The following is a 15,404-nucleotide window of genomic DNA, read 5'->3' as shown; positions in this document are numbered from 1 at the left end:
ACGCCGTCCAGGCCGCGCCGAGCGCCGTCACCCCCGTGGCCGCGAACGGGCAGCTGAAGGTCTGCGGCACCAAGCTCTGCAACGCACGGGGAAAAACGATCCAGCTGCGCGGTATGAGCACCCACGGCCTGCAGTGGTACAGCCAGTGCGTCACGAGCGGCTCCCTGAACGCGCTCGCCACGGACTGGAAGGCCGACGTCCTGCGCATCTCGATGTACATCCAGGAGGGCGGCTACGAAACCGACCCGCGCCGCTTCACCGACCTGGTCCACTCGGCGATAGAGCAGGCCACGGTCCGCGGCATGTACGCCATCGTCGACTGGCACATGCTCGACCCCGGCGACCCCCACCAGAACCTCGCCCGCGCCAAGACCTTCTTCTCCGAGATCGCCCAGCGCCACCGCGACAAGAACAACCTGCTGTACGAGATAGCCAACGAGCCGAGCGGCGTGAGCTGGTCCCGCATCAAGAGCTACGCCGAGCAGCTCATCCCCGTCATCCGGGCCAAGGACCCCGACACCCCGATCCTCGTCGGCACCCGCGCCTGGTCCTCACTCGGCGTCTCGGAGGGCGCGAACGAGTCCGAGGTGATCAACAACCCGGTGAACGCGTCCAACATCATGTACACGTTCCACTTCTACGCGTCCTCGCACCGGGACGAGTACCTCCGGACCCTCTCCCGCGCGGCCGACCGCATCCCCGTCTTCGTCACCGAGTTCGGCACCCAGAACTACGCCGGTGAGGGCGCCAACGACTTCGCCATGTCACAGCGCTACCTCGATCTCCTCGCGGCCAAGAAGATCAGCTGGGTCAACTGGAACTTCTCCGACGACGAGCGCACCGGCGCGGTCTACAAACCGGGCACCTGCGACGCCGAGGGCCCCTGGACCGGCACGGCCTCCCTCAAGCCGGCGGGCACCTGGATCCGCGACCGCGTCAGGACCCCGGACGACTTCTGACCACACCCTGACAGCGACACGAACCCCCGGGCCGGAGCCGACCCTGACTCCGGCCCGGGGGAGCTTGGCCGTCCGTACCCACCGTCACCTCGGTCAGTTGCGCACCGTGAGCCGCACATCGGCCTTGTCGTCGGGCTGGGCCTCGTTCCAGTTCTGCACATGCACATTCCTGGAAAGGCTCAGCCCCGGAAAAAGAATCATGTTCGCGAAAGCCGACGCCCCGTCCAGATCTCCCGTGTTCTCACTGTCACCCTCGAAGAACTTGACAATTCCCTCGGTCACACGAACCACGCCATTCGGATCGAGCGTGAGCTTGTAATGCACCTCGACCCTGATCTCGCCACCGCACTTGGCCCACGCCTTGACCCGCACGTGACCGCCGACAGTGACGACAGCGGGCTTGAGGTCGACACTGCGGTTGCAGACCGCGTTGGCGCCGAAAGTCTCATGATCCATGATCCGCATGGCAACGCTGCCGTTCACCGTCCGCTGATGCCCGGCCTGCGCCTCCGTCGCCAGAGCGGGAACCGCGACGACCACCACGGCGGGCAGGACGAGCGCCCGCCGAAGCAGGGAGCGAGAGGCCGGGACAGAGCGAGAGGACTTCCGGCGCGCGAACAGGGCCTTCATGAGGGCTCCCTCGGTCAGAACGAATTCACGAGGCGCAATTCAACTGCCGCTCAATCCCCACCGTTTTCCAAGCTACGCCCCGAGCCATCCACACGCATTCCGAGTGACAACGCCAAGCGCGTTCGTTGAATGGTCAGTTGCCGCACAACCACTCCCTCCCCGCGACCGACAAACCCTGTCGACGAACGACAAGACCCCGGGCCGGCGATCACCGGACCCGGGGTCTCTCCCAGAGCCCCCTGTCGGATTCGAACCGACGACCTACGCATTACAAGGCCTGGTGGGGTTGTGATGGCGGGTGTCGCTTGATCACACCAAATCCCGTTTTCCCTGATCAGCGGCTTGCAAGCAGCTCCGCGCCTACCGCTGCATCCAAATGTTGCCGCGCCGTCCGCTCACGCATTGCTCACGCTCAGCGCACTGCCACAACGCGTCGATGCCCGACGGGTCGAGAAGCGTGTGAAGCCTCTGGTGGAGACGGTTCTCCTTATCGAAAACCCATCTACCAGAGGCTTCACCTCGTTGTCAGGCCAACTGCCATACCTCAGAAGCAGGTTGGAAAAGACTCACTGCCGAGGCAAGAGCACCCAGCTTCTTCCCACCGACCGAGCCCCGACCTGCTCGGCTGACAGGCGTGGGCGGAACCAGTTCCTGGCGGCCGACTGTTGGCGGGCCAGCGTCCCTTCACTGCCGACATCACCACGCGATGTCTCCTCGCCCAAGCGATCGTGCGGACGTACCGGCCTGTGATCGTGCGTGCGGTACCCTGCCGGATACCGCACACACAAGACCGACTTGAGCTCAGATGTCGCTCAGTCGCTCTGCTCTCCGCACAACAGGGCCTCGGCCTCGATTTCGACCGCAGAGAGATCCTCACGGATGCCGCACGCGAATAGCGCCGAGTAGACGGCCGAGGACCACGTGGTCAATGTGCCTCGCACGGCTTCCTGTTCTTCGGCGCAGCCGACCTCGACGAGTAGGGAGGCGCCCGGATCTTGGGGAGTTCTCCCTACCCAGCTCCCTGCCCTGCCTCCCCTGGTGTGACCTGCACATATGCCAGTCGAGGGAGGCGAGGGAGGTAGGTATCAGGGAGGCCCGGAAACGGGAAACCAGCCCTTCTGCCTCCCTCCCTGGCCCGTCACCGCTCACAGCCCACCCCGTCGCCGTCGCGGTCGAGATGCGGCCCATACCCAGGATCTCCGGCGTGCACAGGCGCCGCCCCGGCAGCACGCGCCGCGTCGCAGTTCTCGTAGTACACGTCCTCATGCGGCGCAGTCGTCGGATCCGCAGGCTCCGGCTCAGCAGACTCTTGCTTCACAGTCTCAGTGACCGTCTCCTCTGGGACAGGGACAGCCGTGGCTGTCACCGTGGCCGTCTCCGTCACCGCCGGCCTCGACGTCGGCACATCAGGCGGGGAAGTTGCCGGAGACACGCTCGACGGAGAGGGCGACTGCGGCGCATCCTCCTCCCCGACCCCAAACGCGGCGAGGACCGCCCCCAAGACGAGGAAGGACAAAAAAAGGCCGATCACCACACCGACAATCCGGCCCGGCCACCCCATAGCCGCCCATCGCCTCCGGGCCCGCCATATGAGCCCCCGCCGCCCGCCAGTGCCAGCCATAGCCACCACCACCGATTCACCGAACAGCCACCGACCCTCAGTGCACCACGCCCCCGAGCACCCTGCACGTTGCACATTGGTGTCATGAAGTCGCAGATCATCCGGCCCGGCGAAGGCCTTCATTCGGCTCGCAGAGGACGATGGGTGCTGCCTCGACTCCGCATTGGCCGCCGAGTCCACAACGCCTGGCGCCGCACCCACCAGGCAGGACTTCGGCAGGCCGGTCCGATTTGGGCGATTTGCTCGCGGTGCGGCATAGATCTCAGAAGCCTGATCGTCTTTCAAGCGCGGCGAATCGCGTGTCTACGGTCGTATGCAGACGGTGAGGGCCCGCCCGTGCACCCTTCACAGCACGCCGGGCGAGCCCCGCCGGGTCAGCATTCCTTCGACAGAATTGGACCCGAAATGGACGGTACACAGGGCACCCCGCCGAAGACGCCCGGATCCGGCGGGATGCTCGTCACAACGATCGGTCTCGCCGCTGGCAACATCGGCTTTGCGGCTGGCATCTTCGGTCGCATGGTCGGCGATCAGACGCTGTTCGAGGCTACGGCCACCGGAACAGGGGCTGGGGCCGCAACCCTGGCCCTGGGGATGACGGTCGCCAACTTCGTCCGTAAGGACGGAGAAGAGTAGAAGACAGCTCTCAAAGCCACCGGCCCCCGCCTCGCTCGTCGAGGACGGGGGCCTTCGTCATGCCCGGCCCGGCCGAATTACGCCTGGGGTGCCCGACCGGGCCGGGGGCTCACACACACCGGATGCGCGTACACCGTGACGCTCAGATTGTGAGCGCCCCAGTAGCCGCGAGCCATCCCCACGGGCACCCGCTCGTCGTCGAGGGGCAGGGAGCAGTGGAGGCAGCGGACACCGTCCCGTACCGGCCGCGACAGAGCCCACACCGTCGGGACCGTGGCCGCACTCACGACTGCCCACCGATCGGGACGAGGTCGAGCGCGTAGCGGCAAGGGGCACACGCGTACAGGCTGAGTGCCCCGGCTCCGGAGCCCTGGTCCGCAGGATCACGCACCAGGCGCGCGGTGCGGGTGTAGCCCTGATGCCACGCGCACCACTGGAACGAGCTACCGGTCTCGGTGTTGTCGCGGGTCTCCACGGTCACCGCCTCTTCCGGGGGCGCGTCGCGTGGTGCTGACGCATCTCCATCTCCAGCGTCGTCGCCCGACGGACGTCACCAGCCTCCTCCGCCTCGGCGCGCTGCTGGTCGAGAGCCTCGCACACGTCGCACCCCGGCGCCGGCCGCGGCGGACGCGTTGGGTCAGGCAGGGTGACGGGCGGCTCGGGGGCCGTCTGGCGGCTGGTCATGGTCGGCTCCATGGCAGGCGACGTGGGTACCGTCACATCGTGCCGACCAGGCAAGGCCCCAGCGTTGACAGACTGGCAACACCCGGAGCCTTGACCCCCGTTGACCGGGCGGCTACACGCCGCACCAGCCAGCGAACTCCAGCAGATCCCCCGGCGCCTTCGACCGCGCCCGCAGCAGCGTCGCCACCGTCTCGTGCACACCAGGGTGATAGCGGGTCTGCTGCGGCGCCACCTGCCGCGCCCTGGCCAGCGACTGGAACGCGTCCTCATGGCGCGCCGTCCACGTCTCCGCGCGCGCCCTATCCACCCAGTAGTGCCCGGCCCGAGCCTCCGGATAGTCATCCGGCAGCCGGACCTTGCGGGCCTTCTCCAGGGCGCGGGCGTGCTTGTCCCGGTCGCTGGAGGCCGACATGCCGTGAATCACGACGTTGACGGGGCCGAACACGAGCCCGTAGTCGCGGGTCTCCCCGGTCTCCTCGGCGATCTCCCCGGCCGCAGCAAGCCAGTCGTCCGCGCCAGCGGTGTCGCCCTGACGGCTGGAGAGGATCGCGCCCTTCAGGTGCAGGGCCCCGCGCACGGCTTTCGTGGCCTGCTCGCCGTCGTCGTCCAAGTCCTTCAGGGCCTGCTTCACCAGGAGGACGCCGCGGTCGTGGCGGGCGGCGTCCGCGAGCAGCTGCGCACGGTCCCACCTTTCGATAGCCACCTGCCGCGGATCCCCGGACTGCGGGGCCGCGACCGCCATCCGCGAGAGGGCGAGCCGGGCGAGGCCACCGAAGCCGATCTGACGGCCGACGACGTACACGGTGCGGCACAGCTCCGCCTGCAACCACGCGGCCCGCTCCAAGGCGTGCCCAGGGCTCTGGGTGAGGACGTGGGCGTTCACCTCGGCGAGCAGGGAGGGGAGTTCGTGGGCGATCTCGATGTACTCGGCGCGGGCCCGCTGCTGCTCCAGGCCGGCCACCACAGTTTCGAGGACAGGGAGCGTGCGGGGCGGCGGGTCGTCGTCGCCGAGGGGGATGTCCCAGTCATCGAGGGCGACGCTGATGGGGGTTATCAGCCGGTCGAGCTGGTCGGCCTGCAGCTGGTGGATGTAGGGCTGGCCGTGCAGCACGGAGATGCTGACGGACAGGGCGCGGGCGACGGCGGAGACGATGGCAGGGCTGGCCTGGCGCTGGCCGGTGATGATGCGGGACAGCATCGACGGGGAGACGTTGGCGCGGCGTCCGAGCTCGCGGAGGGAGAAGCCGCGCAGGGCGCTCACCTCTTCGATACGCGCCCCGATTCCGCCGGTGTCCCGGCGTGTTGGGTGTGGCATGCTGGGCTCCGTTCTGACCTCGACACTCAGAACGGTACGCCCGGCCGGCTCCGGGTGTAGGCGTGTGCGGCCCCTGCAACCTGCGGGGGCCGTCGTGCTGTTGACGGCCGTCCGAAAGGGTGGGCACTGGTGCACCCCTGGCGGTGACCAGTGGCCTGACCGTCACACGTCAGGGTCACAACCCGGACACATGCATTCCCCGCGGCCCCTCGTACGCCAGATGATGCGGGTCTCACCACGTACGTCCTGGGGGGATCATGAGCAATACCACGCCACCACCCGCGCCCGACTCCCCGCCGCCGACCCCGCCTCAGACACCGGAGCCAGAGCCCGAGCCGAAGCCGAAGAAGAACCACACCAACGCAATCATCATCGGGGCCGCCGCCGCCATCATCGCCACGATCATCACCACCGGCATCGTCGTCGTGCAGGCCACAAACGACGACAGCAAGCCAGCCCCCGCCACCTCCTCGGCATCGAGCGCCCCAGACGAGGACGTAGCCGAGCCCGCCGCGGAAGAGTCGGAGCCGACGTACGCCGCCCTTACCCCCTCCGACTTCACGATGGAGCTACGCACCACCGAGCGGCAGTGCTTCGGTTCGGCGGGCTGCAACGTGACGGTCGAGCCGGTTCTGTCCTACGTGGGCGAATGGAACGGCGTCGATCCGGACGCGGTCTACTCGATCACCTACGAGATTCGTGGCGACAAGTCGGGGCCGGTCATTGAGACGGCTGAGCTGTCGGACGAGACGAGCCTGAGCTACACGCCGACTTCGATCAGCACGGTGTCGTCGAGCAAGAAGGTGTCCGTGGAGATCACAGATGTGGTGATGCAGGGATGAGCGGCGCACGCCGTACGTAGGGCGGTGCGCTCCGGGGTCCGGGGCGTCGAGGACGGAGGGCACGAAGCCCCCGTACCGTGACGGGCCGTGCCGGGGCTTCCGCGATCAGTCCGCAGGGCCACCCAGTGAGGCGAGGAGCGCCGCCAGGACCCCGCCAGGCGTCCTGTCGCGGGCAGCCTGCCTCGTCTCCTCGACGGCCGCACAACGCTGGAGCGCCAGCCATACCGCAGCGCCGACACCGTCATCCTCCGGACCACCCGCCCCATACGCCTCGGCGTAGGGCGCGGTCACCCGCTCGGCCGCCCTCAGCAGATCCTCACGAGCCGCCTTCCCCGCCAGCGACTCCGTGCTGTACCGGCGCATCGCCAGCGGATGCGCCGGGTTCTCCGCAGCCACCCGCACCGCGAGCAGGTACTCCAGTACCCCGAGCGGATCCGCCGCCCGCCACGTCTCGCCGTCAAGGTGAACCGCGCCGCCTGCCGTGCCACCGTCCTCGCCGCTGTCACCCGCCCGCAGACCCGCACTGACCAGCTCGGCCGACACCTCCCGCACCACGGCGCTGTACTCGGCCACCAGCTGCAGCGCCTCGGCCGCCGCCTTGTCCAGGCCCGCCACCGCGTGCGCCGCCTCATCGCGAGCGTCACTCAGCCGCTGCATGAGCGCCTCCCGCCGCTTGGCGGGGAAGTGGCTCGTACCGGTATCCCAAATCGCTCTTCCCGGACAGGCTGGACAAGGTCGCCGATGCACTGGATGCCGGGCGAAAGGTCGCACTGGCTTTGGCCGATGCGTCGCTCACCAACGCTTAGCGATCAAAGTGACGTGTACTAAATGTGTACGGGCGGCGATCTTGCTAGGGGGTCGTGCCATTGGGCCGTTGAACAGCCACTTCCCACCAGAGCCCCCTGTCGGATTCGAACCGACAACCTACGCATTACAAGGGCTGGTGGGGTTGTGATGGCGGGTGCCGCATGATCACACCAAATCCCGTTTTCCCTGATCAGCGGCTTACAAGCAGCTCCGCGCCTACCGCTGCATCCAAATGTTGCCGCGCCGTCCGCTCACGCATTGCTCAGGCGCATCGCACTGCCACAACGCCTGCGGCGGGGACGGCGGACACTGATCTGCACCGACTCCGCTGGCGACACACGCCTCCCCTGTCCCACTCGCAGATGGACAATGGTGAGCAGGGCCTGGCGGCCGACGGTCAGGCTCCGCCACCGGGAGCCGATCGCGCGCGGAACCAGTTCCTGGCGGCCGACTTGTGGCGGGCCAGCGTCCCTTCACTGCCGACATCACCACGCGATGTCTCCTCGCCCAAGCGATCGTGCGGACGTACCGGCCTGTGATCGTGCGTGCGGTACCCGGCCGGATACCGCACACACAAGACCGACTTGAGCTCAGATGTCGCTCAGTCGCTCTGCTCTCCGCACAACAGGGCCTCGGCCTCGATTTCGACCGCAGAGAGATCCTCACGGATGCCGCACGCAAATAGCGCCGAGTAGGTGGCCGCGGACCACGTGGTCAATGTGCCTCGCACGGCTTCCTGTTCTTCGGCGCCGCAGCCGTAGACGAAGGATGCCTCAACCGTGTCAACGCCCACGACGGCCACCAGCACACCGTCGAATTTGCCGGATGACGTTTTGAGGGTCTTGTCTCCCTTGCTCAAGGTGAACGTCGTACCCACCTTCGCCAAATCGAGCCCTGTCTGCTCCGCGAGGGAGTCGACAGCGGCCTGCGGGTTCACCGTGCCGTCCGGAAGTGCCGGCGAGATGGCGGCTTTCAGGGTACGGAGCGGAACGAGGTCGAACGTCGACGCGACGGTCCTTCCTGCCGGAATGTGTATTTCCTGGGCGTCGGACACGGCGGCCAGTTTCTCCCGCTTCGTCACCTTGCCCCAGTGGAACCTCTGCTTTTGGCAGGTCCAGTTCTTCGGGAGCGTGCGGCTCGCCGCGGATGTCTTGCTCGCGGATGGGCCGGCCTGGGGCGCCGCGTCCGCCGTACAAGAAGCTGTCACCAGGACGGCAACGAGCGTGGCTGCGCCGCGCAGTGGTCTGTTCATGTTCAGCACCCCTTGTTGATCGCTATCTTGGCCAACCCGTCCCGCGGTTTCTTGTCACAGCGATAGCCATCGTCGTAGTTGACCGACGAGAAGGAGCGTCCCTTCGCCGTGTACGACTTGACGTGACTCGTCAGACTCTGGCAGTGGTAGCCGTACTCCACACCTCGGATGTAGCGCCTACCATGGTAGAAAACCCACTTGTGCCCGGATGGGAGGGTGATGCTCCAGGTGTACGACTTCTTCTTCGTTTTCGATCCGAGGCCCCGGAGTTCGATCCCGGTGTCGATCCTCGCATCGGCGAGAAACTTCAACTGCGCCTTGACCGAGGTGGTGGCCGTGAGGGTGACCTCGGCCTCTAGATGAGTCTGCACCTCCTCGGTGACGGAGTACTTCCTCTTGACGCCGGTGTGGTTGCCGATGACGTCCAAGTGCGTGAGCTTCCACGACTTGGTGACGTAGTCCATGATCCGGTAGTCCGGGCAATTCCCATGGCGTACGTCTGCATGGGCTGTCTGCCCCGGCACGAGGAACACCGAACCCATGAGCGCGAGGGCAAAGGCGAGCGGTGTTTTTCTCGCGGTGCTTTTCAGCGATGTCTTCAGCATTGCTACAGCTGCTCTCTCGTCTTACTCGGTGAGGTCGTGCGGGGCGAACATGTACGCGTTGGAACGGATTTCCTCGTCACCACGGGCTGCCGCGGGAGTGAGGTAGCGGCCGAGCGCCGGCGCGTAAAGGCGGTTGCCGATCAGCAGCGCCCCTGAGAATCGGCGGTCCCCGCGCACTGTTCCGCCGAGCCAGCCGTAGCGCAGGGCACTGCTGGTCACACCAGTGTCGGTGTAACTGTGGACCGTCGTCAGCCCGTCGGTGGTGCTCAGAGTGACGGCGGTGTCGCCGTGTACATCCGTGAGTGTCAGCGTCGACGTGGAACCGTCGACGGTAGCCACTAGATTGCCCTGCGGATCCTTCAGATAGCGGCTCTTCGTCGTGCCGTCGTTGGACCAGGATGGGGTTCCGGTGCCATCCGCGTAGTGGCTCACCATCGTGGTCGTCGTGACCCAGGAGCCGCTTGCGCTGCTTTCCGTAAGGGCGGTGGACAGGCGCCCTTCGGCGTCCGGCGTCCAGGTCTCGCGGCTCGTGCCGAGGGTGACCCGGTAGGGACGGCCGTCAGTGCGGTAGACGATTGCTGTCCCGTCCGCGAGAGCAGTCACGGCGCCGAACGCGTCGTGTGTGTATCCGTCGGCCGTCAGCCGATTCAAGGAGCTGTACGAGTAGTTCTCCGAGGTGGTCGTGGCCGTGGATGTGTCCGCGCAGGCGGCGGCTGTGGTGGCCACGCGGGTGCGGTTGCCGGCCGTGTCGAGTGTGTAGGCGCGGGTCGTGCAGTTGATGTCCGCCTCGTTGCTGTTGACGGCGGTCAGACGACCTGCCTGGTCATAGGTGTAATCGATGTCGACGGTCGTACCGGCCGTGCGGGTTTCATGGGCGATACCATCGCCGATGGTGTGAGCGGCAACGCTCAGCAGCGTGGGCGTTCCGTCCGAGGCCGCGTAGAGCCGCTGGCTGACCAGACCGGTCTCGTTGTAAGAGACCTTCAAGGTGTTACCCGACGGCATCGTCTGGGATTCCAGTCGGCTGTCGGAGCCGTACGTGAAGGTGAAATGCCCACTGTCCGAGTCGGTCATCGTGACCACCGGGTCACCCGCGTCGGTCGTCGAGTATGCGTATGTCGTTTTTCCCGGGGCCGAGTCGGTGACTGAGGTGGGACGGTTCGAGGAGTCGAAGGCTGTGGTGGTCGTGTTGCCCGACCCGTCGGTGTACTTGATCAGGCGGCCAAGGCCGTCGTAGGTGTAGTCGGCAGTTGTGCCGTCGCGTGCCACGGTGGCCTTCAGACCGGTGTCCTTGTCGTAGGCGACCACCTGGTCAGCGAGGGCGGCGCCGACGCCCGATGAGACGTGCGTCAGGGTGAGCCGACCGGCGGCATCGTAGGTGTGAGTAGTGGTGCGGGTGGTACTGCCCGACGTCTCGGTCACCGTCGCCGGGTTGCCCCAGCGGTCATAGGTGGTCTCGCGGGTGACCGCCGCAGTCTCGGAGGTGCCGGTTGTGCTCTTGCAGACCAGGCCCGACCACTCGGGGTGGCCTGCGCACGGGCCGCTACCGTTGCCCGTCCAGTACATGGTCGTGGCGGCGGTGCCGCCCGGCGCGGTCGTCGTACTCACCAGGCCGTCGGACGTGTAAGTGGTCGTGGTGGCCAGAGCGAGGCCGGACGGATCGACGGTTGACTTCAGTCGATGACCGGTCGCCCAGTCGTAGGCGGTGGTTGTCACGGTGACGTCGCCGTCGGCCGGGTATCCGGCTACTTGGGCGCCGACGGTAGTCGTCGTGACGAGGCCGCTCGCGACCGCGTCACTGGGACGGCCCTCGTCGTAGGTGTACTTGGTGTACTTGCGGGCCGGGACCTCTTCGCCCGCGGCCAGGTCCGCCGCGTCCACGCCGCCGCCGAGGGCGTGCTGCAGCCGAACCATGTGCAACGGACCGGTCTCCGACACCGGCAGGCCCGCCGCGTCATAGTTGGACACCACGGAAAGACGCTCGGCGCGCACAGCGGTGGTCTCATCGCCGATCTGCAGCAGCGCCAGCTTCGCGTCAGCGTCCACCGCGGTGCCCAGGGCAAGTTCACGGTTCGATGCGGTCAGTTCGCGCACGACGTTGCCGTCATGGTCGTATTCCTTCGTCGCGATGTGGCCACCGGGCGTGACCGAGTTGAGTTCGCGTCCCTCCGCGTCGGTGTAGGCGATCTCCGCCCGCGTGTAGTCACCGCTGCCCAGTTCCGACCCAACGGATTTCTCAGGCGCGTTGTCAGGCGGGAAGACGGCGGTGGCGTCCACCGGCGCGGTCTGCTGACCCCAGGCGGCGACAGCCGAGGGCGCCATCTGCAACGGCGCCCTGCTGCCCGACAGCGGCACGTCATAGACAAGAGACACCACGCCTGTGTCAGCACCGCCGTCGGCGCCCGCGCGCGAGGCGCGCGTCAACATGCCCTCGCCCGCCGCCGCACTATCGCCGACGAGCGCGTAAGTGAAGTTCCAGGCACGCTGTCCCGACGGAGTGTAGGAGGTGACACGGTCAGCGGAGTCGTAGCCGTATGTCGTCTTCAGTGCTGGGCTGATCCGCGGGTCCCACGCCTGACGCAGCCGACCGGTGGCGTCGTAGGAGTAAGCAGCCACTGCGGTCGACGAGGTCCGCGCCGCCCCAGGATTCGCGGCGTGCAGCAGTACCTTGCTGACCTGCCCGGCGAAGTCCCCGTATGCCGAGTCCGTGGCGGTCGTCGAGGACGGGTAGACATATTGGAGGATGCGACAGTCAGCGGCGGTCATGTCAGCCTGACATTCGTCCGCGCCGCCGGCCTTTGCGGACGTAATGACGTACTTGGGACGGGCCGTGACCGTGTCGTGGTCGAATACGGCCTCGGAGACGGATACCTCGGTGTCGTCGCCCAGGTGGGCGACCGTGTCGAGAAGCCAGGTGCCCGACGTGGCGGACGCCGTGTAGGTGGCGACTGTGCCGTACTCATCAGCGAGGGTGAAGGACGAGTCGGCGGTGCCACCGGTCAGCCTCAGGCCGTCGACTTCGGTGGACGTCCATGTTCCTTCGGTGTAGGCGAAGTCCGCTGTGGTCTCGCCATCAAAGCCGACCAGCTGCACTGCGGCGCTCGACTGCTTGACCACCTTGGCGTAGACAGCGTCCTGCACACTTCCGTGGTGTCCTGCGGCCCAGCCAGGACCGAAGATCGTGGATGCGGGTTCGTCCGTGGCAGAGATGCGAGACGCGGCGGTGCGGGTCGTCTGCATACCGAGCACGTCTACATCCGTCTCGGTGATGGTGTAAGTACCCGTCAGTAGATTGACACTTCCCGGTCCTACCTCCTTGGCTGGTCCCTGACCGGCCGCCCGGTCCAGGACGAGGGAGACCGGCGAGGAATACCCGGACGCGTTGCCGCCCGCGAGCAAGGCCCGCACCTGGAGGTCGGTGTCGACACCCACGGTGTCCGCGACGTTCCAGACCACTGTCGCTGACTGCCCACCGCTCATGGCAACCGGCCAGGCCACATTCAGGCTGTCGGGTGAAGTTGTGTCAGCGGCCGGCACTTCGGTCCACTCACCGTCCTCCCCAAGGCGGTAGTACCAAGTCGCTTTCGTGTAGTCGGTCAGACCTCGGGCCTTCAGGGTCACCCGTCGGGCCGTTGTGATGCCCTCCTTGGGAGCCACGACGGCGGCGCCGTCGCCGATACCAAAGCCGTAAGCGGTGGTGGATGTGGAAAGGTTTCCGCCAGAGTCGACTGTACGCGCGTAGAGCGTGTGCCAGCCCTCCGCCGGGTCGATGTCAACGGTCAGCGCATCGCCGCCGGATCCATCGGTGGTGTCGTCCACCCGCTCAGGTACGGACGGATCGTCCAGACCCCATTCGAAGCCTTGGCCGTCGGTGGAGGAGGTGTCCAGGGTACAGGTGACCGACTCGCCTGCTTTCGCCGTCCAGCCGTTCTCCTCGTACGTGTCGCAGGAGACGGTCGGCGCTGCGGGCTTTGCCGTGTTCAGCACGAATGTGGTGTAGCCGGACCAGGAGCCGTAATCCGTGCCATCGTGTGCCCGCACCCGGTAACGCAGGTGCGCTCCCGCCGGAAACGCGTTGGCCGAGGCGATCGTGAGCGTCGCGGCGGAGCCGGAAGCCACCGAGGCAGACGTACCTGTGTAGGAGTAGGTGGTGTCCGCGTAGGCAGGGTCTGCGGTGATCTCGAACTGGGCCTTCGTCTTCGATCCGTCCGGGTCGGTCACCTTGGCTGAGAGCGTCGGGGTCAGCGACGTCACGTACCGGTTGCCGTTATAGGCGTTCACCTGTGACGGTGAGACCGACGTAGAAGTCGGCTTGCTCGGGTAGGAGTTGTACGTCACCGTCAGGTGCGGCTCGGTGGAGCCGTCCCCTGAGACGTAGTTGGCTGAGCGGAAACGACGCCAGGTGAAGGAATCCGCCTCGTCAGCGCCCGCGACCCGCAGACCATGGTTCGTGGAACCGTCCGCCCATGCCTGCACGATGGCGTCGATATCGAAGTTCATCGTGCCGGCGGGGCAGTCGACGCTCGAATAGCCCTTGGCCGCTGTGTTCGTCACCGCGCCCGTCGCGGTGGTCGACGGCTGGTCGCCCCAGGTGATGTCTGACGACGACCACGCCGAGGTGATCCGCCGCACCTGCGTACCCGCTCCCGTCGTCTGGCAGGTCGAGGAGTAGTACGAGTACAGCGCCATGTTTGTGTCGGTGATGTGCTTGCCCTTGAACGCCGACACGTCGAACTTCAGATATGAGCGGGCCTTCGTGCTACCCGCGTCGTACGTGCCCGACTTCAACTCCGTCGAGGAGACCTGCGAGTCGGTGTAGTCGCTGGCCACCCAGGTGTCCGTCGTGACGGCGAGCGTGGATGTGGGGTCGACGGTGACCGGATAGGTCAGATCCCGCTCGAAGTAGTCCGCGTCCGGGGTGAGAACCAGGGTCTGGCCGCCGTCCTCGGCGGTCTCGACCTTCGTCGCCACCTTCTCCTGATGCTTCGACTCACCGGAGAGCTTGTCCTTGGAGGAGTCCCACATCATCGGTGCCGGCGCCTCGGCCACCAGTTTCCCGGCGCCGTCCTTCATCAGCAGATGCCCGGAATCAGCCACCGACAGCTTCAGACCGTCCAGGTCCAACGGAATGCGGAACTGCAGGCCCGCCTGAGGAGCCGTGTCAAGCACGACGTTCTGACTGAAGCCCTGGGCCAGCGCCGTCACCGTCAGCGTCTGACCGTCCCCGATGTCGTACGAGGCGGTGTCACCCTTCACCGAGGGGGAGGGCAGCTCGGACTCCCAGCCCATCCCGAAGGACTTCTCCCCCTTGGCCACCGACGCCAGCGCCTTGTCCCCGCCGTCGGAGACCTTGATCTCAGCCGCCGCCACATCCGGCTCCAACGCCGAACCCTTGTCCGACAGCGAAGTATCGATGTCCTGCCAGACGCCGCCTACCTTCTGCCGAACGGGACCGGCATACGTGGATGTCTGCAGTTCACCACTCGGCAGGGCGTACGTAGTCGAGGTCGCCGAACGCTCCGACAACGCCTCGATCTTCCGTTCCTGCAACCGGGCCATCAGCAACGCCGCCGCCACCGAATCCGCCGACGAGGCAGCCACCTTCTTGTCCGACGCCGACACCACCTCGGTAGTGTCAGCGCCGGTGGCGAACGCCGCACCCGAATCCAGCGACACCAGCGCCGTCTCCGCCGCCATCACCACGGCCACCGCCAGCGCCACACGCCTCAGCGAGCCGCCTGACGGTCTGGCCCGCCCCCGTGAAGACGGGAAGCCCCGTCCCCTGATTGGTCTCAACACAACTCCTGCGATCGCCCCGTGCGCCCGATGCGCCACGAGCCGCGTGATCAAACAGCAGTAACTCGTGAAAGTAAAGACCAGATTTATTCACACCGTTATCACAACGCGACGCGGTGAAGGATGTGCCGCCTTGACTGCCTCCAACTCAGGCCAGGCAACTACCTTGTTGCCCCCTTCCCGTTCCCACAACCCACACCATGCCACCCCATACCAGGCATCGCCTCCCTGGCGTTCTCAGCTCCGCCTCACGCCAA

General features: G+C 66.6%; 11 protein-coding genes. 3 read left to right on the top strand and 8 right to left on the bottom strand.

Translation table 11 applies throughout. From position 1 onward, the window contains the following. Positions 1-959: glycoside hydrolase family 5 protein (locus AOK15_RS17255; protein ID WP_055517732.1), on the top strand; the 959-nt coding region annotated here is incomplete at its 5' end. A 93-nt stretch (positions 960-1,052) separates the two neighbouring features. On the opposite strand, the gene AOK15_RS17250 is transcribed toward AOK15_RS17255, so the two are convergent. Both AOK15_RS17250 and AOK15_RS48560 read right to left on the bottom strand, forming a co-directional pair. Continuing rightward, complete coding sequence (locus tag AOK15_RS17250) at positions 1,053-1,589, bottom strand: hypothetical protein (RefSeq protein WP_055517730.1); 537 nt, start codon at positions 1,587-1,589, stop codon at positions 1,053-1,055. 1,138 nt (positions 1,590-2,727) lie between these two features. Further along, complete coding sequence (locus AOK15_RS48560) at positions 2,728-3,150, bottom strand: excalibur calcium-binding domain-containing protein (RefSeq protein ID WP_055517727.1); 423 nt, start codon at positions 3,148-3,150, stop codon at positions 2,728-2,730. A gap of 465 nt (positions 3,151-3,615) precedes the next feature. On the opposite strand from AOK15_RS48560, the gene AOK15_RS17240 reads away from it, so the two are divergent. Then, positions 3,616-3,846, top strand: a complete 231-nt coding sequence (locus AOK15_RS17240; protein ID WP_157870276.1) for a hypothetical protein — start codon at positions 3,616-3,618, stop codon at positions 3,844-3,846. Positions 3,847-4,129: 283 nt separating this feature from the next. Here the strand turns inward: AOK15_RS17240 and AOK15_RS17235 are convergent, their stop codons facing one another. Both AOK15_RS17235 and AOK15_RS17225 read right to left on the bottom strand, forming a co-directional pair. Then, a complete protein-coding gene (locus tag AOK15_RS17235) occupies positions 4,130-4,327 on the bottom strand; it encodes a hypothetical protein (RefSeq protein ID WP_055517724.1) in 198 nt (65 codons plus the stop codon). A gap of 315 nt (positions 4,328-4,642) precedes the next feature. Continuing rightward, positions 4,643-5,845: a helix-turn-helix domain-containing protein gene (locus AOK15_RS17225; RefSeq protein WP_055517722.1), complete on the bottom strand. Its 1,203-nt coding sequence runs from the start codon at positions 5,843-5,845 to the stop codon at positions 4,643-4,645. Positions 5,846-6,102: 257 nt separating this feature from the next. On the opposite strand from AOK15_RS17225, the gene AOK15_RS17220 reads away from it, so the two are divergent. Beyond that, positions 6,103-6,687, top strand: coding sequence for a hypothetical protein (locus AOK15_RS17220; RefSeq protein ID WP_055517720.1), 585 nt, complete (start codon positions 6,103-6,105; stop codon positions 6,685-6,687). 105 nt (positions 6,688-6,792) lie between these two features. Here the strand turns inward: AOK15_RS17220 and AOK15_RS17215 are convergent, their stop codons facing one another. The 4 genes from AOK15_RS17215 to AOK15_RS17200 form a co-directional block, all read right to left on the bottom strand. Next, positions 6,793-7,344: a hypothetical protein gene (locus AOK15_RS17215; protein WP_055517718.1), complete on the bottom strand. Its 552-nt coding sequence runs from the start codon at positions 7,342-7,344 to the stop codon at positions 6,793-6,795. A gap of 751 nt (positions 7,345-8,095) precedes the next feature. After that, complete coding sequence (locus AOK15_RS17210; protein WP_055517716.1) at positions 8,096-8,746, bottom strand: hypothetical protein; 651 nt, start codon at positions 8,744-8,746, stop codon at positions 8,096-8,098. A gap of 2 nt (positions 8,747-8,748) precedes the next feature. Continuing rightward, positions 8,749-9,351 carry a hypothetical protein gene (locus AOK15_RS17205; RefSeq protein WP_157870275.1) on the bottom strand — a complete coding sequence of 201 codons (603 nt, stop codon included), beginning with the start codon at positions 9,349-9,351 and terminating at the stop codon, positions 8,749-8,751. 21 nt (positions 9,352-9,372) lie between these two features. After that, the gene (locus AOK15_RS17200) at positions 9,373-15,072 is read right to left on the bottom strand and encodes a DNRLRE domain-containing protein (protein WP_055517711.1); all 5,700 of its coding nucleotides are present in this window, start codon (positions 15,070-15,072) and stop codon (positions 9,373-9,375) included. Positions 15,073-15,404: the final 332 nt, after the last annotated feature.

Source organism: Streptomyces ossamyceticus (assembly GCF_001418475.1).
GTDB classification, from domain to species: Bacteria; Actinomycetota; Actinomycetes; order Streptomycetales; family Streptomycetaceae; genus Streptomyces; species Streptomyces ossamyceticus.
Note: the sequence above shows the minus strand (reverse complement) of the source record. Positions and strands in the feature narration are given on the sequence as shown.